This is a genomic window from Flaviflexus massiliensis (assembly GCF_001375495.1).
Classification (GTDB): Bacteria; Actinomycetota; Actinomycetes; order Actinomycetales; family Actinomycetaceae; genus Flaviflexus; species Flaviflexus massiliensis.
In genome coordinates this window covers 11934-37123 of record NZ_LN831057.1, presented here as the reverse complement: position 1 = coordinate 37123, position 25190 = coordinate 11934, and the positions used below count along the sequence as shown (strand labels likewise).

Below are 25190 nucleotides of genomic sequence, written 5' to 3'. Positions count from 1 at the left end.
TGATGATGGTGGAGGAGCAAAGGACGTCGTCGACAATGGCTCCCCTTAATCGGGGAGCACTTCATTGAGGCGCCTCGACCACCCATACGGGTAAATCTAGCTCGCATGATGGCTCCCCTTAATCGGGGAGCACTTCATTGAGGCGAAGGCAAAGGCAAGATTCAGTCTTATGAGGGGCATGATGGCTCCCCTTAATCGGGGAGCACTTCATTGAGGCATGAACACCCCCACCGATGATCTCGCTATCGAATATGGCTCCCCTTAATCGGGGAGCACTTCATTGAGGCAGGCAAGTTTTGCGGGTCGAGTGTGTGACGGATTGGATGGCTCCCCTTAATCGGGGAGCACTTCATTGAGGCACGGACTTCGGCTTCGAGTTCTGATGGTCAATCACAAGATGGCTCCCCTTAATCGGGGAGCACTTCATTGAGGCGTTGTGATGGTGACGAGTGTACGGGGCTTGTCGGGCATGGCTCCCCTTAATCGGGGAGCACTTCATTGAGGCGCTTGGGACTCGAAAGCCGCCACCAGGGGCGAAGATATGGCTCCCCTTAATCGGGGAGCACTTCATTGAGGCACAGCAGCCGAGACCGCGGAAGCGTTCGCGCTCGCAGATGGCTCCCCTTAATCGGGGAGCACTTCATTGAGGCGAAGCCCGCCACTTGACCGGCTCCTATCATCTTGTGCGGATGGCTCCCCTTAATCGGGGAGCACTTCATTGAGGCTGGTAATCAGCGGCCACTTGGTTGACGTCGCCCTGAGATGGCTCCCCTTAATCGGGGAGCACTTCATTGAGGCTCGATTTTCTTGATTGTGGCTCCCGCAAGGTCGGCATGGCTCCCCTTAATCGGGGAGCACTTCATTGAGGCAAGTCCACGGCGGCTCTTGGTCGTCTGGAGAAGCAGATGGCTCCCCTTAATCGGGGAGCACTTCATTGAGGCAGCTTTCCGTAAGACCCGCAACGTTGCACCCCCCGATGGCTCCCCTTAATCGGGGAGCACTTCATTGAGGCTTGCCGTATAGTGCTACGGCTGCTTGTTCGAGTGTATGGCTCCCCTTAATCGGGGAGCACTTCATTGAGGCCTGTCTGCGCGGTCATCATCGCGTGATGAGCCTTAAAATGGCTCCCCTTAATCGGGGAGCACTTCATTGAGGCTCGGGGACCACAGAATTGGTTGTGCAGTCGATTGATATGGCTCCCCTTAATCGGGGAGCACTTCATTGAGGCTGATCCACCAAAGTGGCGTAGTCATCACTAGGCCGGATGGCTCCCCTTAATCGGGGAGCACTTCATTGAGGCCCGGATATGCTATGGCGTAACGAGGGCAACACTCAAAATGGCTCCCCTTAATCGGGGAGCACTTCATTGAGGCGGCTCAGGCGGGCTGCGCGAGAACCACGTGGCGCAGATGGCTCCCCTTAATCGGGGAGCACTTCATTGAGGCCAGGTCCGTTATGTTCTGCCCCAGGCACAGTGGCCAGATGGCTCCCCTTAATCGGGGAGCACTTCATTGAGGCGAAATGCCCGAGCAGACCCCAGAATTCCACGCAATGGCTCCCCTTAATAGGGGAGCACTTCATTGAGGCAACGCGCATCTCTGGGTGCCCCATCTTTCTCATGCGATGGCTCCCCTTAATCGGGGAGCACTTCATTGAGGCTGGGCAGGAAGAACTCGATGAGGCTGCGCTCGCGGTATGGCTCCCCTTAATCGGGGAGCACTTCATTGAGGCCTGCTTGCGGTGGGGTAGTTAAGCCTTGCTTGTCAAGATGGCTCCCCTTAATCGGGGAGCACTTCATTGAGGCTCCTCGCTGATGCGGATGCCGAGACCTGGGTTCGCATGGCTCCCCTTAATCGGGGAGCACTTCATTGAGGCCGACTCGTGCTGGAGTCTGATCCGGGGTTGAGGGTATGGCTCCCCTTAATCGGGGAGCACTTCATTGAGGCACGGTCAAAAGGATCAACGACCTAGCCGGCACAACATGGCTCCCCTTAATCGGGGAGCACTTCATTGAGGCGGCGACGACAACCCGGTACATGGTGATGACCGGAATGGCTCCCCTTAATCGGGGAGCACTTCATTGAGGCCAGATCGATGTCGTTCATCGGTTTCTCCCGTGGGATGGCTCCCCTTAATCGGGGAGCACTTCATTGAGGCGCCATCGTCGCCACCCTGCCATGGGACGCTCCGTTGAATGGCTCCCCTTAATCGGGGAGCACTTCATTGAGGCATTGATGTTCGCATCCCGGTGAAGCTTGGATTCAGATGGCTCCCCTTAATCGGGGAGCACTTCATTGAGGCGGCTTGCACATTCGAGCCGTTAATCTCGACCGTCCATGGCTCCCCTTAATCGGGGAGCACTTCATTGAGGCCTTGGCGGGAACAACTGGTTCTCGGACCTTGAGACAGATGGCTCCCCTTAATCGGGGAGCACTTCATTGAGGCCAGCCGAACACAATTTCAAGTCGGATCGCGATCTGATGGCTCCCCTTGATCGGGGAGCACTTCATTGAGGCGGCGTTCTTATCGCGGCCGGCCCGCTCATGATCGGCGATGGCTCCCCTTAATCGGGGAGCACTTCATTGAGGCGCTCTAACGCCCCACCCACAACAACATAGACGCAAAATGGCTCCCCTTAATCGGGGAGCACTTCATTGAGGCGCGCAATACAGCGCGCACAGCACCGCGGAGAGATGATATGGCTCCCCTTAATCGGGGAGCACTTCATTGAGGCGTGGAATAGGTCCCCTGGTGTTGGTAACTCAACAGTATGGCTCCCCTTAATCGGGGAGCACTTCATTGAGGCGAAGGTGGGTGAGTGCGGCTTGGACACCAAGGCGTCCGGATGGCTCCCCTTAATCGGGGAGCACTTCATTGAGGCGAGAATCTTGAAGCCACGAGCCAGGGCGCGCTCCAATGGCTCCCTTAATCGGGGAGCACTTCATTGAGGCCAAGCCATCCTGCTCGGCAACGGGCACGTGATCGGATGGCTCCCCTTTATCGGGGAGCACTTCATTGAGGCTTAGTGCAACAGCAACATCCGATAGCGATATGGAATGGCTCCCCTTAATCGGGGAGCACTTCATTGAGGCGTGACGGCATTACAGTGTCAAGAGTTGCACTGCTTGATGGCTCCCCTTAATCGGAGAGCACTTCATTGAGGCGTTGACCCCGCCGCCGCATCATTCAAAACCCAGCTATGGCTCCCCTTAATCGGGGAGCACTTCAATTTGGTCAATTCCCGAAATCGTCACATAGCTGCACTCCCAGACGTGATCATGCGTAAGTACTGCCTGGACGGAGGGAGAAGCCAATCACTTCGTCTACTGCAATTGTGTAGTATCCCGCCTCTTCTGACGGGACACCACACAGCGATCAGTCAGAAGCGACCTGTGTGGGACCGTTGACAAAGAATACGGCCCCCAATGGCGGCAGGAAGGGACCGTGCAGCATATGGTTCAGCGCGCGACCGGGTGACTCAGCTCGTCCCAGCCTCTCAAGCCAGGGCTTCCAAGCCTCAGCATCGAGGCGAAAGTCAGGAAAGTCAGGATAGTTTCCGTACCATTTCTTGAAAAGATGCCCATGTGTTGCTTCATCAAGTTCCTCTCTTCTGCGCTTATCGGACAGCAGACTTGCAAGCAGGTAGTAATGCAGTGGAGTAAAGCCTGCATTGTGCAACTCGGCGGCTGTCTCTTTCCATTCCTCGGGAATCTTGGTTCCCCCGTAGACCACACCACGCGCGATGAGAGTCATGATCGTTGGCCCAAGAAACTGGGGGCAGTAGTCAAGCATGTAGCGAGCCCATAGGGGCCGATCTGCTTCCGGTACCTCGCCCCACCCATCGGTGGGGTCAAACTCATCAGCCGCACCATTACCGGCATCGACAGGTTTATTAGACATGGGAAAATTCCTTACGGATCCCGCCATGCGCGGATCCATCGACTTGTATGAACTTTTGTTCATACCGGTTCTTCCCCTGGGGCACCCCACTCGATGGAGGGGGTTGCCGTGCAGCCAGCCAGGTACTGAAAGCTACAACTCTTGAACCTGAGAAGAAGATATCACAGCCTTAGGGCAATCTGAAATGAATTTCGTAGGTACTCTTCGACCAAGATGTGGTCGCGGTCTCAAATATTCAGCTGAGCATAGAGCGTTGAGAGATCTGCCCTCGAACACAACAGTTGCGGCGCACTCTTTTGCCTCGTGCCGAGTACTAGGAGCGCGCTCGGAGGCTCAACTCGGGTAGAGGTTTCTCCAGAGAACAGATTGATAGCCTCCAGAACGGTGGCAGTTGGGCTGAGTGTCTCTAGACGATCGCCGTCCTCCGCAAACTCCAACACTTCGCGAATTGTTGCTGTTTCGACGATATCGTCTTCAATCAGGCTTGGTGCGAGGTAGCGGGCGACAGCGTTGGTAGTAACAAGCCGGTAAGACCCACCATCCCGCACTGGTGCCTGAGAATAGCTCCTCTCCACCACGAGAGATAGAAACGCGTTAATACTGTCGTCCATCTCGAAGACCTGTGGTGGCTCGTGACCGGAAAGTGCTTCTACCAGGCGAGGTGGTTTCAACAGAAGGTTGCGGATCTTCTCAATGTCGCGCACAACGTCCTCTCGAGGATCCGCAATGGGTACTCCTTCCGATCGCTTTACGTGCACAATCGAATTGCGCAACTTCGCGTACTGGCGAAGCCTATCCTTATGGGACTTCAGGAGCGTAGTGGATTCTTCGAGCAACTTCCAGAACGGTACCCAGTCATCCCCAAAGTTGCGACGCTTCTGCTGTTGCTCAGACTTGCGACGATTCTGCTGTTGAGCAAGCTTTTCCTCAATATCCGCAAACGCTTCAAGGAACCGCTCTGCGTTCGATTCGGTCACAGTGTTTCTCCCTACCCACACGACGAAAGTGGCAATACACTGAGCATAACGGCGCTTCCCAAAATTGTTACAAGGAATTGCTGACGGAATATCTCGCACCCTGCCGGGCAACACACGCCTCTGACTTAGGGAAGAATATTTTGAGTGTCTGGGTACCACGTTTGCCGGTGTCTGCTGAACGGAGAACCTCCGAGAACAGGAGATTCCTGATCACTTTCGGGCTAGACGAAAAAGGCTCGAAAGTACGGGATTCCGATCATTTCCGAGACGTCGGACCAATCGATGGCAAGTCTCATTACTGAGGCGCTCGTATTCAGACGGAGTGCACACGCATCGCTTGCGCCAACGTGAAAGTCTCGCCCCAACACCGAAGACGCTTACCTGGTCAAAAGACGCAGGAACTCCAGTCCAATCGAATACACCACGTCCGTGCGGAGCCGATGCTTGACCATCTTGCCGTCGCGGGTGGATTCGACAAGGCCAACTTCTCGGAGTCTTGTGAGGTGTCGGGATACCTGGGGTGCTCCCATGCCGGTCCTTCGTGCAAGTTCTGAGGTCGTGTACTCGTCGTTCACGAGGTGACGGCACAGTTCGCTGCGAGCACCGTCTGCAAGGATGCTCATCTGCTGACGCAGAAGATCCAGAGACATGGTTGAAGATACCGGCGAGAGTGCGGTGAACTGGATGACTATGGGAACGGTTTTATCCGCGTACTTGCGGTCGTATTTGACGAGCACGTGCGGGTGGGTCCACCAAGAGGGAACCAGAACAAGCTTGCTTCCCTCTCCCGCGATGCCAACCGTCTGCAACTTATCGAAGATGACGGTAGAGGAACCATCGAGGTGCTTTGTTCCATCAATGAAGTCAGAGAGTGCCCGCGGCACTCCCTCTCGATCAATCGTTTGACGGATGATGGTAGCCCTCTCATCAAGAGCAGTCCTGAGTCCAATCCATCGCTGTTCAAAGAACGATGAACGGCACCGTTCAATCACTTCGAGGAGGCGGGCACGGATGTTTTCGGGATCCTGGAGGAACTGTGCTGCGAGGTCCTCTCTGGCTTCGCCCTTCTTGCAACATTCGGCAATGAACCAGTCGATATCGGCATCGTTCTCGATTGAAAATCCTGCCGGCAGCCTGGAGCCATAGATCGACTCCACCATCATCGGTCGCAGAACTTCTATCGGGACTTCCTGGAGTCCCTTCACTTCCTCATCGAGGCTCAGTCTCTTTGAGCCCATGGGGAGCATGCCACGGAAACGGAACCTAACCCAGAGTGGGCTGAGGCCCCTGAGGTCTCGTTGCAATCCCGTGGGCATCGAGTCCCTGACCGTCACTACTTCTCGACTCATGTCTAGGTGATGATCAGATGCCGCGAGCGCGTGAAAGATTGCCATCAGCTCCGCAAGCGGGGAAGGATGGACTGCGACGTCTGCCGAGGACACGTTGGTGAGATCGAGGGTGATTGGCACCTTGTCAGTCTAGCTAGAAGGTGACCTGGATCGCTTCACGTCGCAGTTCTTCACCGTCAATTGGAAGGAGAAGTCGGTCATCAATGTGGCTATCGATGTTGCGGGAAACGGCGCGCTGGTAGTTCTCGACCGTTCCGTACCTCTTGATCAGTGTCTCCTGATCGAAGGGGATTTCGCTGCCGTGGTACCAGGAGGGTCTGCCCATGGGAGTGGCTGCGATGAGGCGCGAGGTTGGCACATCCGTGAATGTGGTCCGCACTCCCCCACGAGCGTTCCCGTATTCATCACGAACAATCTCATCGGTGTCGCCCACAGTCTCGATAACCTTGGAGGCGGGAGGCTCAATGCCATCCTCGATCCAGGCGCTGATGACCTCGAGTACTGCGTGGTAGATGTGGGATCCGGGGAACTTGGACCAGTGCCCTCCTTCAGGGAGCGGGCAGTCCTTCAACCGGGCCTTGTCTCTGTCGGACATGAAGCGAGTTTCACGATGTGCCATGCCGGCCACTTCGTACAGGCGGAAACTTGATGAGTCTTTCCTGCGGTGCGTGAGCCCACGGACCTGCCCCGAGACGCCGCAGGACCAGCGAACCGACTGAAACTCTGCCTCGCCCAGGAGCTCGATGACCTTCGAGTCGACATCGGGTAGTGCGGCGCCACCGGATGCTGCGGGAATGTAGCCATCGAACACGGGACTGCCATCATCCTGGCGCAGGTCATTGTGATAGAGCTCGATGAAGCGGCGTGCGAGGCCACCCGTTTGGGAGAGTCCGGCAAGAATGATCGTGCGAGGTGCAAATTCTTCCAGTCCAGGTAGACCCGCCCTCAGTGCTCGTGCTACCGCAGCGATGATCTCGAACGACTGGGGGGTGGCTTCCCACCAGCGGAGCTTGAAGTCGTCGTACTCCTTGGCAAGCTTCTCAGGGGTCGGGTTCGGGTCGAAGGGAATCGTGGCCTTGAAGTCGGCCGCGAGCTCACCATCGATGAACTCCATCGCTTCATAACGTTTAGGGTTTGCGGCCTTGATGAGGCCGAGCGCGGAGGGCGCCTGCGAGTCGATTTCGACCCACATGTATCCCCCGCGCAAGAGGTGACGATTGTAGGCACGCCACACGGATGTACCACCCCAGATGTGGGACACCTCAGAGAGGATGCGTCCGTTGAACTTGGTCATGTCGCTAGGCCGGCGCACAAGGATGCGGGTGGTGTAGGGAGCGCCCGCGGCCTCACCCGAGACGAAGTATTCCTCTTGCACGTAGTCGTAGATGGCAAGGCGGTCCGCTCCGTAGGGCTCAAGTAGGTGTGCCTTGCTGTCCTCGGTCTCCGGGATGGGTCCCGTGATCGAAGCGGTGTGTGCACGAGGAGGAGTGGCATGGGATGTTGACATTCACTGGTCCTTAGAGAGACGGAGCGGCTGCGAGAAGGGTGCGGGTGTAGGCGGAGGATGGCGAAGCGAAGATCTCCTTCGCGTTCCCGCTTTCCACGACTCGACCATCGAGAAGAACGGTCACGCGGTCTGACATGAACTCCACGACCGCCATGTCGTGACTGACAAAGACCATGGAGAGGTGACGCTCCTCCTGGATGGATTTCAGAAGGTTGAGTACGGTGGCCTGGACCGAGACGTCGAGGGCAGAGACTGGTTCATCAGCCACGATCAGCTCGGGTTCCAAAGCAAGTGCGCGCGCGATGGAGATGCGCTGACGCTGGCCGCCTGAGAACTCGTGGGGAAGGCGCCGCATCCACTTCTGGGACAGCTCAACCTCGTCCGCGAGCGCCTTGGCTCGCCTTGTCCGCTCGGCCTGGTCGTACAGTCCCTGCACCTTGAGTGGTTCCTCAAGGAGATCTTGAAGTGTCATGCGCGGGTTGAGGGAGTTGGAGGAGTCCTGGAAGATCATCTGCATCTTCCTTCTGTACTCACGCAACTCCTTACCCTTGAGGGTGGAGATATCGGTTCCAAGAACGTTGACCGATCCCTTCGTGGGGCGGATCAGGCCAATGGCGATGCGGCCGAGAGTAGACTTGCCGGAACCGGATTCACCCACGAGCCCGTGGACCTCGTTGCGTCCCACGGTCAGGGAGACGTTGTCCACTGCCCTGCGATGGGCCTTCTTGAAGACGCCACCGAGGACAAAGTCCTTCGTTACCGACTGCAAATCGAGCACGGTTTCCATCAGTCCGCCTTTCGTGAGTACAGGCTGCGGTCAATGACCGGGAGGCGATCCACGTGCATGCCCAGCTTCGGGGCCGCCTCAAGCAGGCCCTTGGTGTAGCCGGACTGAGGGTTGGACACAACTTCCTTGGTGGCTCCCCTCTCCATCTCGTACCCATCGAGCATGACCACAATGTCGTCCGTGTAGTTCGAGATGAGGCCAAGGTCGTGGGAAATGAGTATGACGCCAAGGTTCAGTTCGTCACGCAATCGGTCAATGAGATCAAGGATCTGCTTCTGAATAGTGGTGTCCAGTGCCGTGGTCGGCTCGTCAGCGATGAGCAGGGATGGGTTGCAGGAGATTGCCATAGCAATCATGACGCGCTGCCGCATACCGCCGGAGAGCTGATGAACGTAGGAGTCCAGCACTCCCCTCTCTGGGGGAATACCAACCATGTCCAAGAACTCCGTGGCGCGATCCCGTGCCTGCTTCGTGTTCAGCCCTAAGTGCTTCTTCATGGGTCGAATCATCTGCTTGCCGATGGTGATCGTGGGGTGCAGTGCGCTCATGGGTTCCTGGAAGATGAAACCCATCTCGGGACCCGCGAGCTTGCGACGCTGCTTCATCGGCATGGTCAGGAGCTCTTGGCCCTTGAAATAGATCTCGCCGCTTGGAACCGCGACCTCGGGAAGGATTCCCATGACGGCCGTGACGGTCATGGACTTGCCCGAGCCGGACTCACCCACGATTCCGACGGTCTTGCCCTCCTCGAGATCAAGACAGAAGTCGTTCACGACCCTGCTCGTTGCATCCTCACCGAGGATGTCGATGTTGAGGTTACGGATGGAAAGAAGCTTGTCCATGACTACCCCTTCGCCTTCTGGTAGCGGATGCGGGGATCGATAATCGCGCAGATGATATCGACCAGCAGGTTGATGAGAACAAACACGATTGCGATGAGGAAGATCGAACCCTCGATCAGCGGGTAGTCGCGCCTGCCAACTGCGGTGAGGAGGGTGTCGCCGAGGCCCGGGATGGAGAAGATCTCCTCCGTCACGACCGCACCACCGAGAAGCGATGCTGCCGAGAGACCAACAACCGTGACAACGGGAGCCATCGCGGCCCTGAACACATACTTGGAAACAATCGTTCCCTCGCCAAGGCCCTGTGCCCTGGCCGTCTGAACAAAGGGCTGGTGCTTCGCGTCGAGGACAGCGTTGCGGGAGTACCTGAAGAACGTGGCCGCTTCGAGAACACCGAGAGTGATGGCGGGTAGCGCCATGTAGAAGAAGAACTGTCCAAAGTCCTCGCTCGGAGCCACATAGCCCGAGACAGGTAGAACATTGAGAGTGACGCCAAAGATAAAGATTCCGATGATGGCGAGCCAGAAGGTCGGCATAGCAACACCAAGGGCGGATCCAACCACGAGTCCCGAGTCGAGTGCGCGGAACTTCGTCGATGCCGCAAAGGCACCGAGGAGGGGGCCAATGATGATGGCGATGACGAGTGCGCAGATCGCGAGCTGGCTGGTGACAATAAAGGCGTCAATCACAAGTGTAGAGACTGGCTGGCCAAGGAAGAGCGAGTCACCAAAATTGAGTGTGATCATGCGACCAAGCCACGAAAAGAACTGAACGAGAAGGGGATCGTTGAGTCCGAGCTCCTCACGGATCGCGTTGACTTCCTCAGCCGTGGCATCCTCACCTGCGAGAACCGCAGCCGGGTCACCCGAGGAGATACGAAGCATGAAGAACAGGAGCAGCATGGGCACTGCAACCGTGGGAAGGAGCGCAAGGAGGCGCTTACCAATGTAACTAAGCACGCGGACCACCTTCGTCTCGTGCGTCGTTCTCGACGACTGCGTTGCCTTCTGTTAGATCACTGTCTGCGGGGAGTTCCTCTCCCCCGGTGGTCACCCCGAGTGGGGTTTCCCCTGACGTACTCGAGCTACTCGACCGGTTCGATCCAGCTGACGTTGTTGATACTGAGCCTGATGCGTGAGCTCCAGATACGGGAGCTGCGGAGTCCACCAGTTCCACGTGCTCGCCGGCGGAGAGCTTCTCCGCTGCCTTCTGCGCCTTGAGAACGCGCTTCTTGCGGCGGGTCAGGGATGCGAGGCGGCGAGCATGGGGATCGAGAGTATCGCGAATGCCATCACCTAGGAGAATGAGGCCAAGAACGGAGACGAGGATGGCAATGCCGGGGAAGATGCCCAGCCACCACGCAGTGCGGATGTAGTCCTGGCCGGCAGAGAGTGCCGCACCCCAGTTGGGATCATCGGGGTCAAGGCCGATGCCGAGGAAGGAGAGGGCCGCGATCGACAGGATGGTCGCGGCGAAGCCCTGTGTGGCCTGCACGATCAGAACGGAGACCGATTCCGGAGCCACGTACTTGCGGAGCAGCCAGCCATCGGTTGCGCCGATGGAGCGTGCGGACTCCACCATGGCCATGTCCTTCACCTTGAGAGCAGAGGAACGGACCACGCGGGAGATGGGAGGAATGAGCACGACCGTGAGGCCGAAGATAACCGGCCCAAGGCCACTGCCCATGACACCCACTAGCGAGAGAACAATGATGATGTTCGGGAAGGCCATAAGACCATCCATGACCCTCATGAGGATAGCGTCAGCCCAGCTCCAGTAGCCACAGATGATGCCAACGAGAAAGCCGATGACGATCGCGATGATCGTGCAGACTGCTGCGATACCGAGAGAGGTCTGTGCGCCGTAGAGAATAACGGTCCAGAGGTCACGACCGTAGTGGTCGGTTCCCAGTGGATGAGCATCCACTCCCGGTGCGAGGAGCCGGGATCCTGGGTCAAGGCGATCGACATCTTCACCCAGCACCGGCGCAAGTAGCGCGAGGAGCACCATGATCACGACCAGGACAAGTCCGACCATTGCCGACTTGTTGTGTCGGATCTCTAGTAAATTCGACATTCAGTACTCCTCACGCCACTTGCACTTGATCAATCACAGCTGACTAATCGGGTTTGATTGTTTACTCGTTGATCCACACGTTGAAGAAGCCACGTGCGGTACCCTGCGAGGGAACGAAGCCGCCGACGTTGTCAGAGATCACGGCAAGGCGGGGCTCATGACCCAGCTTGATGAACGGGAGTTCCTCCCAGATCAGGCCCTGGTACTCTTCCCAGATCTCGTAACGGTCCTCGAACTCGGTGGTCGCAGCCAGTTCGCCCGAGAGTTCGGACTTCGCTTCAGAGGTCCACCAGCCGGGGAACTCATCGTTGAGGAACACGACGGTCATCGGATCCGAGTACGAGTTACCGGCGGCAAGGAACAGGTCCCACTCGCCCGGATCGGTACGGATCTCACCGAACGCGGCAGCGTCGACTGCCATCATCTCGACGTTAAAGCCGGCATCGGTCAGTTGCTGCTCGAGGAGCGGGCCCCAGGGAGAGTTGGAAGCACGGTAGAGGATACGGAGCGGTTCACCGTTGTAACCTGCCTCATCAAGTAGATCCTGAACCTTCTCGGGATCACGTCCGTTGTAGATTTCAGATCCTGCCTCCGAGTACCACGGGGATCCATCGGGGAACATGGAGGAGATGTTCGAGTAGTAATCGAGTGAGCCCAGGTTCATGAGAGCGAGAGCCTCAGGATCAACGGCGTTGAGCACCGCCTCTCGGATGACCTTGTCGGAAGCAAGACCCTCAGCCATGTTGAACTGGATCAGAGAGAAGCCACCATCCTCGGTGATTGCGGGAACGAGATTCGGGTCGCTCTCGTACACATCGAGCTGATCGATCGACACGAACTGGGGTGCGATGTGGACCTGGCCGGTCGACACCTGATTAATCGTGTTGGACTCGTTATGAGGAATGAACTTGATGGTGTCAGCGTAGGCAACCTTGGCGCCTGCGGAACCATTGGACTCATCGTCACGCGAAGCGTAGTCATCAAAGCGGGAGATGACGGCTTCACGGTCCGGGGTGAAGGAGTCCAGCTTGTAGGGCCCGGTGCAGTCGAGCCCAGTCAGGTCGCTGTCGCCAGCGGCCTCAATGGAGGCTGCGGAGAAGATGTAGGCGCCCGTGTCCGGCGTAGCAAGGAGCGCTGGGAGAGCGGATGCCGGACCGTTCGTCGTGATGGTCAGGTTCAGTTCGTCCTCAACTTCGATTGAGGCAATGAGTTCAGCGACATCGGCGCCAGCAGAGGCACCCATGAAGCGCTCAAGGGAAGCCTTGACGTCATTGGAGGTGAGGGTTCCGCCATTGTGGAAAGGCACGTCCTCACGCAACGTGATCTCGTACTGCGAGGTCTCGTCGTTGTACTCGTAGGAGTCGATCAGACCATCGTGAATCTGCATGGTTGCATCGTTCGTCCACAGCGACTCACAGACGGATGCCGCGACCATCCAGTTGGAGCGCGAAGTGGTCTGGTAGGGATCCAGAACGGTCGGCATCGTGGCGACAACAAGGTCTCCACCCTCAACGGGCTCGCCCTGCTCGCCTACCGCAGTCTGATCTCCACCGCTGTCGCTGGTTTCGTTCGCATCTCCCGAACAAGCCGCGAGAAACAGGCCGGCAACGAGGAGGCTGGACGCCGCCTTCGCTGACCCTGTACGGAAATTCCGCTTCATAATATGCCTCCTGAAGGTTGCCCTCATCAGTGATGAAGGTGGAGTCGTCGTTGACTTGTCGTACATGCTAGGGCCAAAGCCCCAAGGCGCGAATAACAATGTTCGCGAGTCAGGTAATTGTTCAGTGATCCAGGTCTCGTCATAGGATCTGTCAACCGAGCGTTCATGCAAAATTCAGTCTCGCAAAGAAATCAGCAGCCACGTTTCGGCAGGTCACAGAGCCAAACAGCTGATTCGCAGGAGAAATCTCTTCACAGAAACTTGTCACATCATTGCGGCACGAAAAAAGCGAGACCCAAAACTCCGAGTTAATACTCGATGAATTGGGCCTCGCGATGGGGTGGCCGACGGGGCTTGAACCCGCGACCTCCTGGACCACAACCAGGCGCTCTACCGACTGAGCTACGGCCACCATGGCGATGTTCGCCGGTCTCTAACTATACCCAAGGGGTATTCGTTTTCAGAATTGGAAGACTGTGAGTTCTCACTCTCCCAGTACTCCACCACTATTCACACCGGGAATCGATCTCTCTGGAGATGGATTCTAGAATCTGGAACACTTCCTCATCATCCAGGTACTCCGCTACGTTTCCTGCGGCGTCCGCCTGGTCCCTGATGAGGGTGGCGAGGTCGTGGTCGGTTGCGAGCACGGAGGCCTCTGCCAGCCTGAACTCCCACTGGGTGGCGTCGTTGGCCTGTTCCGTGGTGAGGGTATCAAGTTCTCGATATTCGCGGATTTGAGCCCCGACTGCCTGCGATTCCTCGCAGGCCTCAGCATCTCCCCCGGTCTCTGCTGATCCACATGCGGAAAGCCCAGCGATGAGTAGAAGTAGTCCGAAGCGCTTCACCAGAATGCTCGCACCGCAATTGCATCGGCGAACTGTTCGAGGTTTTGTTCATCCGCACTGAGGTAGAGGGAGCCGTCGATGAGGGAGATCTCCATAACGTAGAACTCTTCCTCGTCGTTCGGTCCACCACGAACAATGTCGACGCGGTTGAAGAGAAGCTGTTCGTCGCGCCCCGACTTCTGCTTAATGTACTTGTGGAGTGCAAGTCTGATGCGCTCACCCCACCGCCACTCATCTTCCGTTGCCTGCTTGGAGTGGACGATCTCTTCTTGGAGGGAGTCGCCTGCGCGGAAGCGCGGGTGCAACATGGGTTCTTTCTTCACCATGTAGGAAGGTAGTCCGTTCAAGTAGATCAGGGAGATCTCACCAGAGTGGTCGACTTCCTGGTGGTAGCGCTGCACCATGACGGTGCGACCACGCTCAAGGTGGTGCATGGCGTCGTTGATGGCGTTCATGCGCGACTTCGCATCTGTGGACGTGTAGCGTCCCGTGCCGCGTCCTCCGGAGGAGATGGCAGGCTTGACCACGAAGTCACCGAAAGCCGGGAACCGGGTGTGGACCTGGTGGCGGGTCAGATTATCTGAGGGCTCCAGCCAGATCGTATTGATTGTGGGCATGCCGAGCTTGGCGAGGTCCTGGAGGTAGTGTTTGTCAGTATTCCACTCCATGACGTGCGCCGGGTTCAGCAGGCGCGGTACGGTCTTCGACCATTCGATGAACTGCTGGCGGTTGGGCGCGTAGTCACGGACGGAACGAATGACAACTGTCCCTGCCTGGGACCAGTCCACGTCGGGGTCATTCCAGATGGCAATGCGGGGCTCGATTCCACGCTCACGAAGCGCATCCGGCAGACCAGCTTCATCACTGTCCAGGTTCGGGAACGCTTCGGAGGTCACGAGGGTAACGATGGGATTAGACACGCTTACAACGGTACCCGAATTCGGACCTTCTTGGCTTTCCATTCCACCGAGTATGCACTTTTTGATCGAGACAAAGAGTACCGATTGAACTCTGCCCAGCCGCTAGCGCAATTCCCTCTAGAAACGAGCACAGGAACGCAACCACTTCACTAAACCTTGCAACGGGGACACGTGCAGGCTTGAGCTGTTGAGCTGAGATCGCACCACTCGCCTCAACTAAAACGCAACAAGGATGCTTTTCAAAAGAAGTAGCGCGTCGAGACAAGGAAGGAGCGGCACCTCTCATGCGAGGTGCCGCTCCCGTACTATTTACCCACTGACAGCGTGTCAGGGAGTGTCAGCTTGGCTGTTAGTTGTTGGCGGTGAGGTCGCTCAGTCGCTCGACTGGAACAATCTCTTCTGCCTTCTCGCGCAGTGCTGATGCTTCTCCGTCGGTGCGGGTTTCCTGTGCATCGAGGATGGCCTGGGCCTGATCGTTCCAGTTCTTGATTTCGCGTTCCTTGGTCTGCTCGTCCCAACCGAGTTCGGTAGCCATTATGTCGGCGATCTCGGGCGCTGCTGCCATGCCCCTGTCCGGCTGTTCGAAGTCGAGGCGGACACGGTGGAGGAGAACATCCTCGAGGTGGAGTGCACCCTCGTTGCGGACCGCGAACGCCACTTCTGCTCGCAGGTAGGCACCAGCGTGCTCAAGCGGGGTCAGGAGGCTGGAGTCCTCTTGGGTCAGTGCCAGCACGTCTGCCGTTTCGGATCCGTAGCGGGAGAACAGGTGCTTGATCTGGTCCTCGGTGAGACGGTAGCGGTTGGAGAGCTGGGGCAGGGTCCTGCGTGCGGCCTCGTAACCGGGTGCGCCCACGAGCGGGGTGGTGGCGGTGATGGAGGGGGTGGACTTTGCCTTCGAGCCGAGGACGTGGTCGACAGCGTCTTCCGCCATCTGCCTGTAGGTGGTGAGCTTGCCGCCGGCGATGACCGTGAGGCCGGGCTGGGGCGAGGTGACCGTGTGCTCGCGGGATACCTTGGTAGATTCTCCGGAGCCCTTGGTGCCGGGCTGAAGGAGCGGGCGGAGGCCCGCGTAGGTGCCAATGATGTCGTCACGAGTGAGCTTGTCCTGAAGGACGGAGTTCGCCTGCCCGAGTACGTAATCGATGTCTTCCGCGGTTGCGACGGGGGTGTCACGCTGCTCGTGCCACTTCGTGTCGGTCGTACCGATCACCCAGTAGCGGTCCCAGGGGATGATGAAGAGAACGGACTTTTCCGTGCGGAGGAAGACACCGGTCTTGCCTTCGATGCGCTCCTTCGGAACAACGATGTGGATGCCCTTTGAGGCGAGGACCTTGAGTCCGCCTTCGGAACCACCAAGTGATTCGGTTTCTTCGGTCCACACGCCCGTGGCACCGATGACGTGCTTGGCACGTACTTCGATGTCTTCACCGGTTTCGAGGTCCCTGAGGATGGCTCCGACAACCTTGTTGCCTTCGGTGATGAACTTCGTGGCCTGGGTACGGGAGGCCGCGAGCGCACCGAAGCCCTGTGCGGTACGGACGAGGTCAATGACGAGGCGAGCATCGTCCACTCGTGCGTCGTAGAAGCGGATGCCGCCGATGAGGGACTTGGGGTCGAGGCTCGGAACGAGTTCGAGAGCCCCCTTGTGCCCGTAGTGCTTCTGGAGGGGCACGGTCTTGCCGTGGCTACCCGCAACCGAGAGCGCGTCGTACATGCCCACACCGACGGCGGAGTAGGCGCGCTCAATGAGGCGCTGCTTGAGCGGCCACAGGAAGGGCTGTGCGGTAACGAGGTGGGGTGCGGTCGTGGTCAGAAGAGTGCCGCGTTCGCGCAGGGCCTCAGCAACCAGGGGGAAGTCGAGCTGGTAGAGGTAGCGGAGTCCGCCGTGGACGAGCTTGGAGGACCACTGGGACGTTCCGGAAGCCCAGTCCCTCATTTCCACAATGCCGGTGCGCAGACCGCGAGTGGCTGCGTCGAGAACGATACCTGCACCGGTCACGCCGCCTCCGACGACGAGGATGTCCAGCTCTTGCTCTGCCATTCCCACCAGGGCAGCGGAGCGTGATTCGCGGGTGAGTGCGGTTGGCTTGGTATTCACTTCTACCTCCTCGGGCTTCGGCGCCCGTTGTATCTGTACCTTTAGTCCAGTTTGCCCCCGCCTGCACTAATGGTCAAACCCCTTGCACGAATGTGCAAATTTAGCTAAGGCTCACCTTACATAATTTACGCACCTGCCCCGCTCGGATCGTCTTTCAGGCCCTATGGCCGGTAGTTATTCGCTCGTAGCACATTTTGTCTTTAGCCCCAGTTTGAGGCCCGGCACTTCTCTCCTCACTGCCGCAAGCCCAAGACCAAGCACGCGGGGCCCGGATTCGCCGATTCAGTATCGGAAGGTTTAGCGTGACCCCATAACTATTTTTATGGTAGAAATGAAAAATCCTGGCCGAAGCCAGGATTTCACTTGGTACACCGCCAGGGACTCGAACCCTGAACCCACTGATTAAGAGTCAGTTGCTCTACCATTGAGCTAGCGGTGCGCGCAAGAAATAACAATACTCTGACCCCCTCAGTTTGTTCAAACTGGTGGGACTTTTTTTATTGTGAACTCATGCACAGCATGCGGATGCGCTCCTTGATCTGCCCCCATGTGGCACCCTGAGAGGGTGACTGAATCTCTTTCCCCGCTGAATGATGCGCTCGATCTGCTTGCCGACAAGTTTGGTGAAAACCCGCCGGCCGATGAGGTGTATGACGCGTTCGTGAACTGGGTGCATTCCACGGGTAAGGATCTCTATCCCCACCAGGAAGAGTCCCTCCTTGCGGCACTCGATGGGGATCACATCATCGTCTCCACCCCGACCGGGTCGGGCAAGTCCATGATTGCGATGGCGGCTCTATTTGTTGCTCTTGCCGAGGGTAGGAGCGGCTATTACACAGCTCCCCTCAAGGCCCTCGTATCGGAAAAGTTCTTCGACCTCATCGGACTGTTCGGGGCAGCCAACGTTGGCATGGTGACCGGTGATTCAACGATCAACGCGGATGCTCCCATTATTTGTTGCACGGCGGAGATCCTCGCAAACGTTGCGCTGCGCGAGGGAAAGAATGCTGATGCCGGGGTTGTTATTGCCGATGAGTTCCATTTCTTCTCCGAACCGGACCGCGGATGGGCATGGCAAGTGCCGCTGCTCGAACTGACGAACACTCAGCACGTTCTTCTGTCTGCCACCCTGGGCGACACCTCTCACTTTGTTGAGGATCTCGAGCGCCGCACTGACCGCACGGTCTCCATCGTTGACGATGCTGAGCGTCCCGTACCCCTCACCTTTACCTACTCGCTCGAGACCGTGTCCGAGACCGTGAAGGAGCTGGTCTCCACTCACCGGGCTCCCGTCTATATTGTTCACTTCTCCCAGCTCGCCGCCATCAACGCCGCGACCGAACTGCAGTCAGTTGCGATTGCCTCGAAGGAACAGAAGGCGCAGATCGCTGAGGCATTGGGCGACTTCCGATTCGGTCCAGGCTTTGGTGCCGTGCTTTCCAAGCTCCTGCGTGCGGGGATCGGGATCCACCACGCGGGCATGCTCCCCCGCTATCGCCGCCTCGTGGAGCGCCTCGCACAGCAGGGGCTGCTCCGGGTGATCTGCGGGACCGACACCCTCGGGGTTGGTATCAACGTTCCGATCCGCACCGTGTTACTCACGAGCCTGGCCAAGTTCGATGGTGAGAAGCAGAGGCAACTGACCGCCCGCGAATTCCATCAGATCGCCGGCAGAGCCGGCAGAGCCGGCTTTGACACGGTTGGTGAAGTCGTCGTTCAGGCACCCGAGCACGAGATTGAGAACGCCAAGGCAGAAGCAAAGGCCGCGGATAAGAAAAAGAAGCCCGTCAAGAAGAAGGCACCCGAGGGTCAGGTCAACTGGACCAGGTCAACGTTCGACAGGCTCATTTCGGCTCCCCCGGAGACCCTTGAGTCACGCATGACCATCACCCACGCCATGATGCTGCAGATCCTGGCGCGTGCCGGCGACCCCGTGAAGACCGTATACCGGCTATTGACCGACAATTACGAGCCCAAGCGAGCCAGCAATCCCCTGCTTCGCAAGGCAGTCGACATTTACACCTCGTTGCGAGCAGCGGGAGTCATCGTTCATCACGACCGCGAATGGCGTGCGAACAATCCTGGTAAGCCCGCGATTGAACTTGCCAGGGAGATTCCCTCCGACTTTGCTCTCAACGCTCCCCTGTCCCCCTTTGCTCTCGCGGCCCTCGAACTGCTCGATAAAGACTCGGCCACCTACGCTCTCGATGTTGTGTCGATCATCGAGTCCGTTCAAGAAGACCCCCGACCCGTCCTCATTGCCCAGCGGAAGGCCGAGCGAGATGTGGCGATGGCGGCGATGAAGGCAGAAGGGCTGGAATACAACGAGCGGATGGCAAGGCTCGACGAGATCACGTGGCCTCAGCCACTGATCGAGGTCCTTGTTCCAGCGCTGGAAACCTATCGTCAAACGAACCCGTGGGTGGCCGAGTACGAGCTCTCGCCGAAGTCCGTTGTGCGGGAAATGGTGGAGAACGCCATGACCTTCTCCGACCTCATCTCGCGCCACGATGTGGCACGCAGCGAAGGCGTTGTCCTGCGCTACCTGACCGACACCTATCGGGCGCTCCGCCAAATCATCCCCGAAGATGCCCTGACCGATGAACTTAGTGACATTATTTCCTGGCTCGGCGATCTCGTCCGCTCCGTCGACTCCTCCCTCATTGCCGAATGGGAGGCGCTCGCTGACGGCATCATTAACGATGAAGAGATCATGACCCACACGCGGATCCCCCAGGGTGGTGAGGAACGTGCCTTTGGTGCACGCGAGGACGGGACCGTCCCCATCACCGCCAACCCCCATGCCTTCCGAACGAAGATCAGGAACTGGCTGTGGCGCTTTGTTGAGGCAGCGGCCGACGAGGATGTCGACCGCCTCGAGATGCTCTCGCACCCGCGCGTGTACGAACCAGCTATTTCTCTCGATGCTGATCGGTGGGATGAGTTCCTCGACGACTATTTTGATTCTCACGAGTGGCTTGGCACCGACACCAATTCACGTTCCGCAAGCTTCCTTGTTTTCAACGAGTCGCCCTCGGTATCGGATCTGGTCGATGCTGGGCTGAACGAAGATGATGCCCACGATGCTTCATCAAAGAAGCTCTGGATCGTGCACCAGGTCATTGACGATGGTGAGGAGTCGCGCGACACCGAGTTCGTGGCCCTGGTTGATGTTGGGGCCAGTGAGCAGGCCGATGAGCTGGTTGCCTCCCTTGCTAGAATTGGAGACGTTGTCTAGCCAAGGAGACCCATGATCGCCGAACGGTTCGCTGCACTCTCAGCCGAGGTACAGGAGGCGGCAGGTGACCGCAACGTACGGATCCTTCTTGCCGCTAAGCACCAGCCGGCGGAGAAGGTCATGGAAGCCATGAAGGCGGGAGCGTCGCTCTTTGGTCACAACATCATTCAGCAGCTCCGGGCCACCGAGGAAGAACTGACGGCGCTCGGTGCCCCAGACCGTGAGGTTCACGTGATCGGCCACATCCAATCCAACAAGGCTCGTGTCGCACTCCAGTACGCTGACACGGTTCAAACTGTTGATTCCCTCAAGACCGCCAATCGTCTCAACACCGTCTGTGACGGCCTCGACCTCTCCCGCAACGTCTTCATTCAGGTCAACTCCGCAGGTGCACAGTCACAGTTTGGAATCGACCCAGATGATGCGTACGCCCTTGCTGACAGCATTGCGCAGCTCCCCCACCTCACGCTCACGGGCCTCATGACCATCGGAGCAAACACGACGGAAGAGTTAGACATTCACCGGTCCTTCGCCTCAACGAGGGAGCTAGCCGAGTCTCTCCGCGAGCGCGGGCACTCAAATCTCACGGAGCTGTCGATGGGGATGAGTGGGGACTGGAGGATCGCTGTCGAGGAGGGCTCGACGATGATCCGAGTCGGCAGGCAAATCTTCGGCGAACGCCCCAAGCCCTAACCGAGAACTTCCCATTCTCGTCACACGGGGCCCAGTCCGTACTCACACTTCGTTCTTGACATGCTGGAGGGGTGGATCCATCTGATGGATCCACCCCTCCGGCATGTATTTACTCTGCCAGTCAGTATTTCATTTGTTGTTTATTTCAGCCGATTAACCACTAGACCGCGTGACCTCAGGCGTTGGCTGACACGTCGGTGGTGGATGCCGGGCTGGATGCTGGGAGGGGCGTTGCTCCCGCCCTGAACAGTCCGTAAATGTACCCATCGGTCAGTGCCTCCCAGGAGGCTTCGACCACGTCCTTACCCACGCCGACCGTTGCCCACATGCCAACCGGAGATGCCATCGACACGATGACTCGGGTGGTGGCCTTTGTCGCTGCACTACCGTCGAGAACACGAACCTTGAAGTCCGTCAGTTCGCAGTCACCGAGCTGCGGATAGACCGGCAGGAGCGCCTCGCGCAGAGCCTTGTCGAGAGCGTCCACTGGGCCGACGCCCTCACCGACCGTGACACTCCGTCCGTTTGCGGTGGAGAGCTTGACGATTGCTTCCGCCCCGTTCGAGTCATCCTTCTGACCGGACAGGTGGGCTGCCCAGGATTCGACCTCGAAAAAGCACAGCTTCGTACCGTCCACGGCCTCGCGGATGATGAGCTCGACCGATGCATCGGTCGCATCGTACGTGTAGCCCTGGGCTTCCGCTTCCTTGATTCGGTTTGTCACCTCGGTGAGAACCTCGGGGCGTTCAGACAGATCAATGCCGACCTCGCGACCCTTGAGCTCGATCGAGGCACGACCGGCCATATCCGACACGATCATTCTCATATCGTTACCCACGAGTGCGGGATCGATGTGCTGATACAGATCGGCGTCAACCCGGATTGCGGAAGCATGGAGACCTGCCTTATGGGCGAAAGCCGATACGCCCGTGTACGGCTGCCTCCCGTAGGGGGCGATGTTGACGAGCTCGGCGACCGCGTGAGAGACCCGCGTCTGTTCTGCAAGTTGCTCGGGTGTGACGATCTGTCGCCCGGTTTTGAGTTGAAGGTTGGCGATGATCGTGAGGATGTTGGCGTTGCCGGTGCGCTCACCGTAGCCGTTGATGGTGCCCTGCACGTGGGTGGCCCCGGCCTCTACCGCCGCCATTGAGTTCGCGACAGCAAGTTCACCGTCGTTATGGGCGTGAATGCCAATCTGCGCATCGAGCCCGGCTTCGTTCAGGTGCTCCCGCAGTTCCCTCACCCGCTGTTCGATCACGTGCGGTAGCGATCCGCCATTCGTGTCGCAGGCGATGATGGTGGTGGCTCCTGCACGGACCGCGGCCTCAGCCACCGCATACGTGTATGCCCTGTTCTCATCCGCCCCATCGAAGAAGTGTTCCAGGTCGACCATGACCTCACGGCCCTCACCTGCCAGGTAGCTAACGGTGTCGGACACCATGGCGAGGTTTTCCTGTTCGCTTGTGCGCAGGGCTTTGAGGACGTGACGGAAATCGGACTTGGCAACGAGGGTGATGATCGGGGCACCGGAGTTGAGGAGGGCCGCGACCTGCTGGTCGTCAGCCACGTCAACGTTGGCTTTCCTCGTGGCACCGAAGGCCGCAAGGCGGGCGTGCCGGAGCGGGTTATCCTCCCTGAGGCGGGCGAAGAATTCGGTGTCGCGCGGGATCGCTCCCGGCCATCCACCTTCGATAATGTCCGCTCCGTACGCTTCGAGGAGGGGCAGGAGGGTGAGCTTGTCCGTGACGGACAGGTTCATTCCCTCCTGCTGCGCCCCGTCCCGCAGCGTCGTGTCATAGATCGTGAAAGCGTGGCTCATGGCGTGATCTTGTAGGTCCAGTTGTAGGGATCGGGTTCGTGGCCGAGCTGGATGGCGGTGACCTGGTCGTAGATCGACTTCGTGACCTCTCCCCCGGCCAGGCTCACATCAAAGCCCTCGCCAGCAATCCGAGCCACCGGAGTCACGACCGCGGCTGTGCCACAAGCGAAGACTTCGGATACCTTGCCGGATTCAATGTCAGCAACGAGCTGGGCGGAGTTGATCGTTTTTTCCGTGACGGTCCTGTTCCGGTCACGAAGGAGGCGCAGAATGGCTCCGCGAGTGCCGCCTTCGAGGATGTTGCCGGTGAGGCTCGGGGTGGCAAGCGTCCCGTCTTCGTAGACGATGAAGAGGTTCATGCCGCCAAGCTCATCAATGTTGGTGTTGGTCGCAGCATCGAGGAAACACACCTCGTCAAATCCCTCATCCTTCGCCATGACCTTGGGGACGAGCGAGGAAGCGTAATTGCCTCCGGTCTTTGCGGCACCCATGCCTCCCGGGCCGGCCCGGTGGTAGTCGGGCGATACCCACACGGAAATTCCCTCAAAGCCACCCGTGAAGTACGGTCCCGAGGGGGATGCGATGCAGAGGTAGTCGTACTTGTGCGCCGCCCGCACGCCGAGGAAGGCCTCGGTGGCGATGATGAAGGGGCGCAGGTAGAGGGACGATCCGGGAGCAGAAGGTACCCAGACCTCATCGGCGCGGACGAGGCCAACGATGGAGGCGAGGAAGTCTTCCGGCGTGAGTTCGGGGATCGCGAGGCGACGCGAGGAGGCATTGAGCCGTGCCGCGTTGTAGCCGGGACGGAACGTCCAGACCGAGCCATCATCATGACGGTACGCCTTGAGACCCTCGAAGACCTCCTGGCCGTAGTGCAGGACAGCAGCTGCCGGGTCGAGGGTGAGCGGACCGTAGGGTTCGATCACTTTCGAATGCCAGCCCTTTCCCTCCTCGTAGATTGCGTGCGCCATGTGGTCCGTGAAGACGGAACCAAATCCGAGGCTGTTGAAGACCTCTTCACGCGCCTCGGGGGTGGCGGGGTTAAGGGAGGGCGTGTGCTCCCAGGAGTGTGCGAGTTCGTCTGCGGTGGGAAGGGGGTTGGCTGCCGCCAACTCCAGCTCCGACGGGTTCTGCGTCATAGCGGTTCTTCCTATGAGATTCGGGCGACGACTGCGTCACCGATTTCGCTCGTGGTGCGGCCCAGGGGCGCTCCGGCCTCAGCCGCATCTGCCCTCGCCTCCATGTCACCATCCACAGCTGCTTCGATCTTGGCTGCCGCCTCGGTGAGCCCCAGGTGATTGAGCATGAGAGCGACGGAGGAGATCGTGGCGATCGGGTCGGCCTTCTGCTGGCCGGCAATGTCCGGTGCGGAGCCGTGCACGGGCTCGAACATGGACGGGTGCGCGCCCTCGGGGTTGACGTTGCCCGAGGCCGCCAAACCAATACCGCCCGTGATAGCACCGGCTTCGTCGGTCAGTATGTCACCGAACAGGTTGTCGGTCACGATCACGTCGAAGCGGCCCGGGTCGGTCACGAGGAAGATCGTTGCCGCATCCACGTGCAGGTAGTCAACCGCAACGCCCTCGTATTCCTTGCCAACGCGCTCGACAGTGCGGCGCCACAGGTGGCCCGCGTTGACCAGCACGTTGTGCTTGTGCACGAGGGTCAGGCGATTGTCCCTCGTCGTTGCGAGTTCAAATGCGTAGCGCACGACGCGTTCAACACCGTATGCGGTGTTGATGGAGACTTCGGTGGCGATCTCGTGCGGGGTATCAACGCGCACGGCGCCGCCGTTGCCTGCGTACAGGCCCTCGGTGCCTTCGCGGACGACAACGAAGTCGATCTCGCCAGGGTTCGCAAGCGGCGTGGGCACGCCTCGGTAGTACTTGGAGGGGCGCAAGTTCACGTAATGGTCGAGAGCAAAACGGAGCTTGAGGAGCAGGCCGCGTTCAAGAATCCCGGACGGCAGTGAGGGGTCGCCGACCGCGCCGAGCAGAATCGCGTCGTGGGCAGCAATCTGTTCGAACTCTTCCTCGGGCAACACCTCACCGGTTCTGTGCCAGCGGGCCGCACCCAGGTCAAACGTGGTTTCCTCAATCGTGACATCGGTGTCACGCAGTGCCGTATGCATAACCTTCAAGCCTTCGGCAACAACTTCTGGACCAATGCCGTCACCGGGAATAACAGCAAGTTTGATTGTTCGATTCATGACCACATCCTAGCCTTTCGTCCATATTCTGATATTTTACGTTCACCATCTGGAAGGCGTGGGTGGATTCCAGATTGACACATCTCGTGCCGATAGGGCTGGCCGCTTCGCCAGCCCGTCACTTATTTCCCCACTTACTTCCCCGCACAGTAAACACTGCACAAAGCACACTGCATATTGCACAACTCTGCCATGACCCATCGCAAAACGATCAGGAAGGGAGCTGGCGTGGGGTTGCTTGTGTGGAGATAGGTTGGGGTGCCCCCT

Annotated in this window: 17 protein-coding genes, 2 tRNA genes, 1 CRISPR repeat array and 1 riboswitch (1 of these 21 only partly in view); of the genes, 2 read left to right on the top strand and 17 right to left on the bottom strand. The window is 58.5% G+C overall.

Translation table 11 applies throughout. The annotated features are described in order from the left end of the window. A CRISPR array of direct repeats spans positions 1 to 3235; the repeat unit is 36 nt; unit sequence ATGGCTCCCCTTAATCGGGGAGCACTTCATTGAGGC (it extends 468 nt beyond the left edge of the window). 140 nt (positions 3236 to 3375) lie between these two features. The 14 genes from BN1241_RS01785 to BN1241_RS01720 all read right to left on the bottom strand — a co-directional run bounded on the left by BN1241_RS01785 (position 3376) and on the right by BN1241_RS01720 (position 17403). Then, complete coding sequence (locus BN1241_RS01785) at positions 3376 to 3900, bottom strand: hypothetical protein (RefSeq protein WP_222704374.1); 525 nt, start codon at positions 3898 to 3900, stop codon at positions 3376 to 3378. Between the two features lie 34 nt (positions 3901 to 3934). Further along, a riboswitch (SAM riboswitch) is annotated at positions 3935 to 4047 on the bottom strand. An 80-nt stretch (positions 4048 to 4127) separates the two neighbouring features. After that, entirely contained in the window at positions 4128 to 4877 is a 750-nt protein-coding gene (locus BN1241_RS01780; RefSeq protein WP_054952019.1) for a hypothetical protein, read from the bottom strand. Between the two features lie 377 nt (positions 4878 to 5254). Further along, positions 5255 to 6346, bottom strand: coding sequence for an ArsR/SmtB family transcription factor (locus BN1241_RS01775; protein WP_054952018.1), 1092 nt, complete (start codon positions 6344 to 6346; stop codon positions 5255 to 5257). A gap of 13 nt (positions 6347 to 6359) precedes the next feature. Then, positions 6360 to 7733 carry an alpha/beta hydrolase domain-containing protein gene (locus tag BN1241_RS01770; RefSeq protein ID WP_054952017.1) on the bottom strand — a complete coding sequence of 458 codons (1374 nt, stop codon included), beginning with the start codon at positions 7731 to 7733 and terminating at the stop codon, positions 6360 to 6362. Positions 7734 to 7743: 10 nt separating this feature from the next. After that, positions 7744 to 8520, bottom strand: coding sequence for an ATP-binding cassette domain-containing protein (locus BN1241_RS01765; RefSeq protein WP_054952016.1), 777 nt, complete (start codon positions 8518 to 8520; stop codon positions 7744 to 7746). Continuing rightward, positions 8520 to 9362 carry an ABC transporter ATP-binding protein gene (locus tag BN1241_RS01760; RefSeq protein WP_054952015.1) on the bottom strand — a complete coding sequence of 281 codons (843 nt, stop codon included), beginning with the start codon at positions 9360 to 9362 and terminating at the stop codon, positions 8520 to 8522. Before BN1241_RS01760 ends, BN1241_RS01765 begins: the two co-directional genes overlap by 1 nt. Positions 9363 to 9364: 2 nt before the next feature. Then, the gene (locus tag BN1241_RS01755) at positions 9365 to 10321 is read right to left on the bottom strand and encodes an ABC transporter permease (protein ID WP_054952014.1); all 957 of its coding nucleotides are present in this window, start codon (positions 10319 to 10321) and stop codon (positions 9365 to 9367) included. After that, on the bottom strand, positions 10314 to 11438 hold the full coding sequence (locus BN1241_RS12500; RefSeq protein WP_082418160.1) for an ABC transporter permease: 1125 nt from the start codon (positions 11436 to 11438) through the stop codon (positions 10314 to 10316). Before BN1241_RS12500 ends, BN1241_RS01755 begins: the two co-directional genes overlap by 8 nt. Before the next feature lie 61 nt (positions 11439 to 11499). Further along, positions 11500 to 13098, bottom strand: a complete 1599-nt coding sequence (locus tag BN1241_RS01745) for an ABC transporter substrate-binding protein (protein WP_054952013.1) — start codon at positions 13096 to 13098, stop codon at positions 11500 to 11502. A 336-nt stretch (positions 13099 to 13434) separates the two neighbouring features. Next, positions 13435 to 13510, bottom strand: a tRNA-His gene (locus BN1241_RS01740). A gap of 94 nt (positions 13511 to 13604) precedes the next feature. Further along, positions 13605 to 13946: a hypothetical protein gene (locus BN1241_RS01735; protein WP_054952012.1), complete on the bottom strand. Its 342-nt coding sequence runs from the start codon at positions 13944 to 13946 to the stop codon at positions 13605 to 13607. After that, positions 13943 to 14866: an ATP-grasp domain-containing protein gene (locus BN1241_RS01730; protein ID WP_054952392.1), complete on the bottom strand. Its 924-nt coding sequence runs from the start codon at positions 14864 to 14866 to the stop codon at positions 13943 to 13945. The genes BN1241_RS01735 and BN1241_RS01730 overlap by 4 nt, the downstream gene beginning before the upstream one ends. 349 nt (positions 14867 to 15215) lie before the next feature. Next, positions 15216 to 16907 (bottom strand): glycerol-3-phosphate dehydrogenase/oxidase, encoded by a 1692-nt coding sequence (locus tag BN1241_RS01725; RefSeq protein WP_077138262.1) that lies wholly within the window; start codon positions 16905 to 16907, stop codon positions 15216 to 15218. A 421-nt stretch (positions 16908 to 17328) separates the two neighbouring features. After that, positions 17329 to 17403 (bottom strand) — tRNA-Lys (locus tag BN1241_RS01720). A gap of 108 nt (positions 17404 to 17511) precedes the next feature. On the opposite strand from BN1241_RS01720, the gene BN1241_RS01715 reads away from it, so the two are divergent. Together BN1241_RS01715 and BN1241_RS01710 are read left to right on the top strand one after the other, a co-directional pair. Further along, positions 17512 to 20202, top strand: a complete 2691-nt coding sequence (locus tag BN1241_RS01715) for a DEAD/DEAH box helicase (RefSeq protein WP_147599199.1) — start codon at positions 17512 to 17514, stop codon at positions 20200 to 20202. A gap of 12 nt (positions 20203 to 20214) precedes the next feature. After that, positions 20215 to 20895, top strand: a complete 681-nt coding sequence (locus tag BN1241_RS01710) for a YggS family pyridoxal phosphate-dependent enzyme (protein ID WP_054952010.1) — start codon at positions 20215 to 20217, stop codon at positions 20893 to 20895. 175 nt (positions 20896 to 21070) lie between these two features. Here BN1241_RS01710 and cimA read toward each other — a convergent pair whose 3' ends face one another. Genes cimA through BN1241_RS01695 form a run of 3 tightly spaced genes read right to left on the bottom strand, consistent with a single transcriptional unit; the run spans position 21071 to position 24923 of the window. Next, positions 21071 to 22714, bottom strand: coding sequence for a citramalate synthase (gene cimA / locus BN1241_RS01705; protein ID WP_054952009.1), 1644 nt, complete (start codon positions 22712 to 22714; stop codon positions 21071 to 21073). Then, complete coding sequence (locus tag BN1241_RS01700; RefSeq protein WP_054952008.1) at positions 22711 to 23853, bottom strand: branched-chain amino acid aminotransferase; 1143 nt, start codon at positions 23851 to 23853, stop codon at positions 22711 to 22713. The genes cimA and BN1241_RS01700 overlap by 4 nt, the downstream gene beginning before the upstream one ends. An 11-nt stretch (positions 23854 to 23864) precedes the next feature. After that, positions 23865 to 24923, bottom strand: coding sequence for a 3-isopropylmalate dehydrogenase (locus BN1241_RS01695; RefSeq protein WP_054952007.1), 1059 nt, complete (start codon positions 24921 to 24923; stop codon positions 23865 to 23867). Positions 24924 to 25190: the final 267 nt, after the last annotated feature.

What these genes read in the sequence shown, in the direction of transcription:
- BN1241_RS01745 (WP_054952013.1), bottom strand. Translation starts at nt 13,098, where the DNA reads ATGAAGCGGAATTTCCGTACAGGGTCAGCGAAGGCGGCGTCCAGCCTC.
- BN1241_RS01695 (WP_054952007.1), bottom strand. Translation starts at nt 24,923, where the DNA reads ATGAATCGAACAATCAAACTTGCTGTTATTCCCGGTGACGGCATTGGT.
- cimA (WP_054952009.1), bottom strand. Translation starts at nt 22,714, where the DNA reads ATGAGCCACGCTTTCACGATCTATGACACGACGCTGCGGGACGGGGCG.
- BN1241_RS12500 (WP_082418160.1), bottom strand. Translation starts at nt 11,438, where the DNA reads ATGTCGAATTTACTAGAGATCCGACACAACAAGTCGGCAATGGTCGGA.
- BN1241_RS01715 (WP_147599199.1), top strand. Translation starts at nt 17,512, where the DNA reads ATGTGGCACCCTGAGAGGGTGACTGAATCTCTTTCCCCGCTGAATGAT.
- BN1241_RS01700 (WP_054952008.1), bottom strand. Translation starts at nt 23,853, where the DNA reads ATGACGCAGAACCCGTCGGAGCTGGAGTTGGCGGCAGCCAACCCCCTT.
- BN1241_RS01725 (WP_077138262.1), bottom strand. Translation starts at nt 16,907, where the DNA reads ATGGCAGAGCAAGAGCTGGACATCCTCGTCGTCGGAGGCGGCGTGACC.
- BN1241_RS01770 (WP_054952017.1), bottom strand. Translation starts at nt 7,733, where the DNA reads ATGTCAACATCCCATGCCACTCCTCCTCGTGCACACACCGCTTCGATC.
- BN1241_RS01710 (WP_054952010.1), top strand. Translation starts at nt 20,215, where the DNA reads ATGATCGCCGAACGGTTCGCTGCACTCTCAGCCGAGGTACAGGAGGCG.
- BN1241_RS01785 (WP_222704374.1), bottom strand. Translation starts at nt 3,900, where the DNA reads ATGTCTAATAAACCTGTCGATGCCGGTAATGGTGCGGCTGATGAGTTT.
- BN1241_RS01765 (WP_054952016.1), bottom strand. Translation starts at nt 8,520, where the DNA reads ATGGAAACCGTGCTCGATTTGCAGTCGGTAACGAAGGACTTTGTCCTC.
- BN1241_RS01760 (WP_054952015.1), bottom strand. Translation starts at nt 9,362, where the DNA reads ATGGACAAGCTTCTTTCCATCCGTAACCTCAACATCGACATCCTCGGT.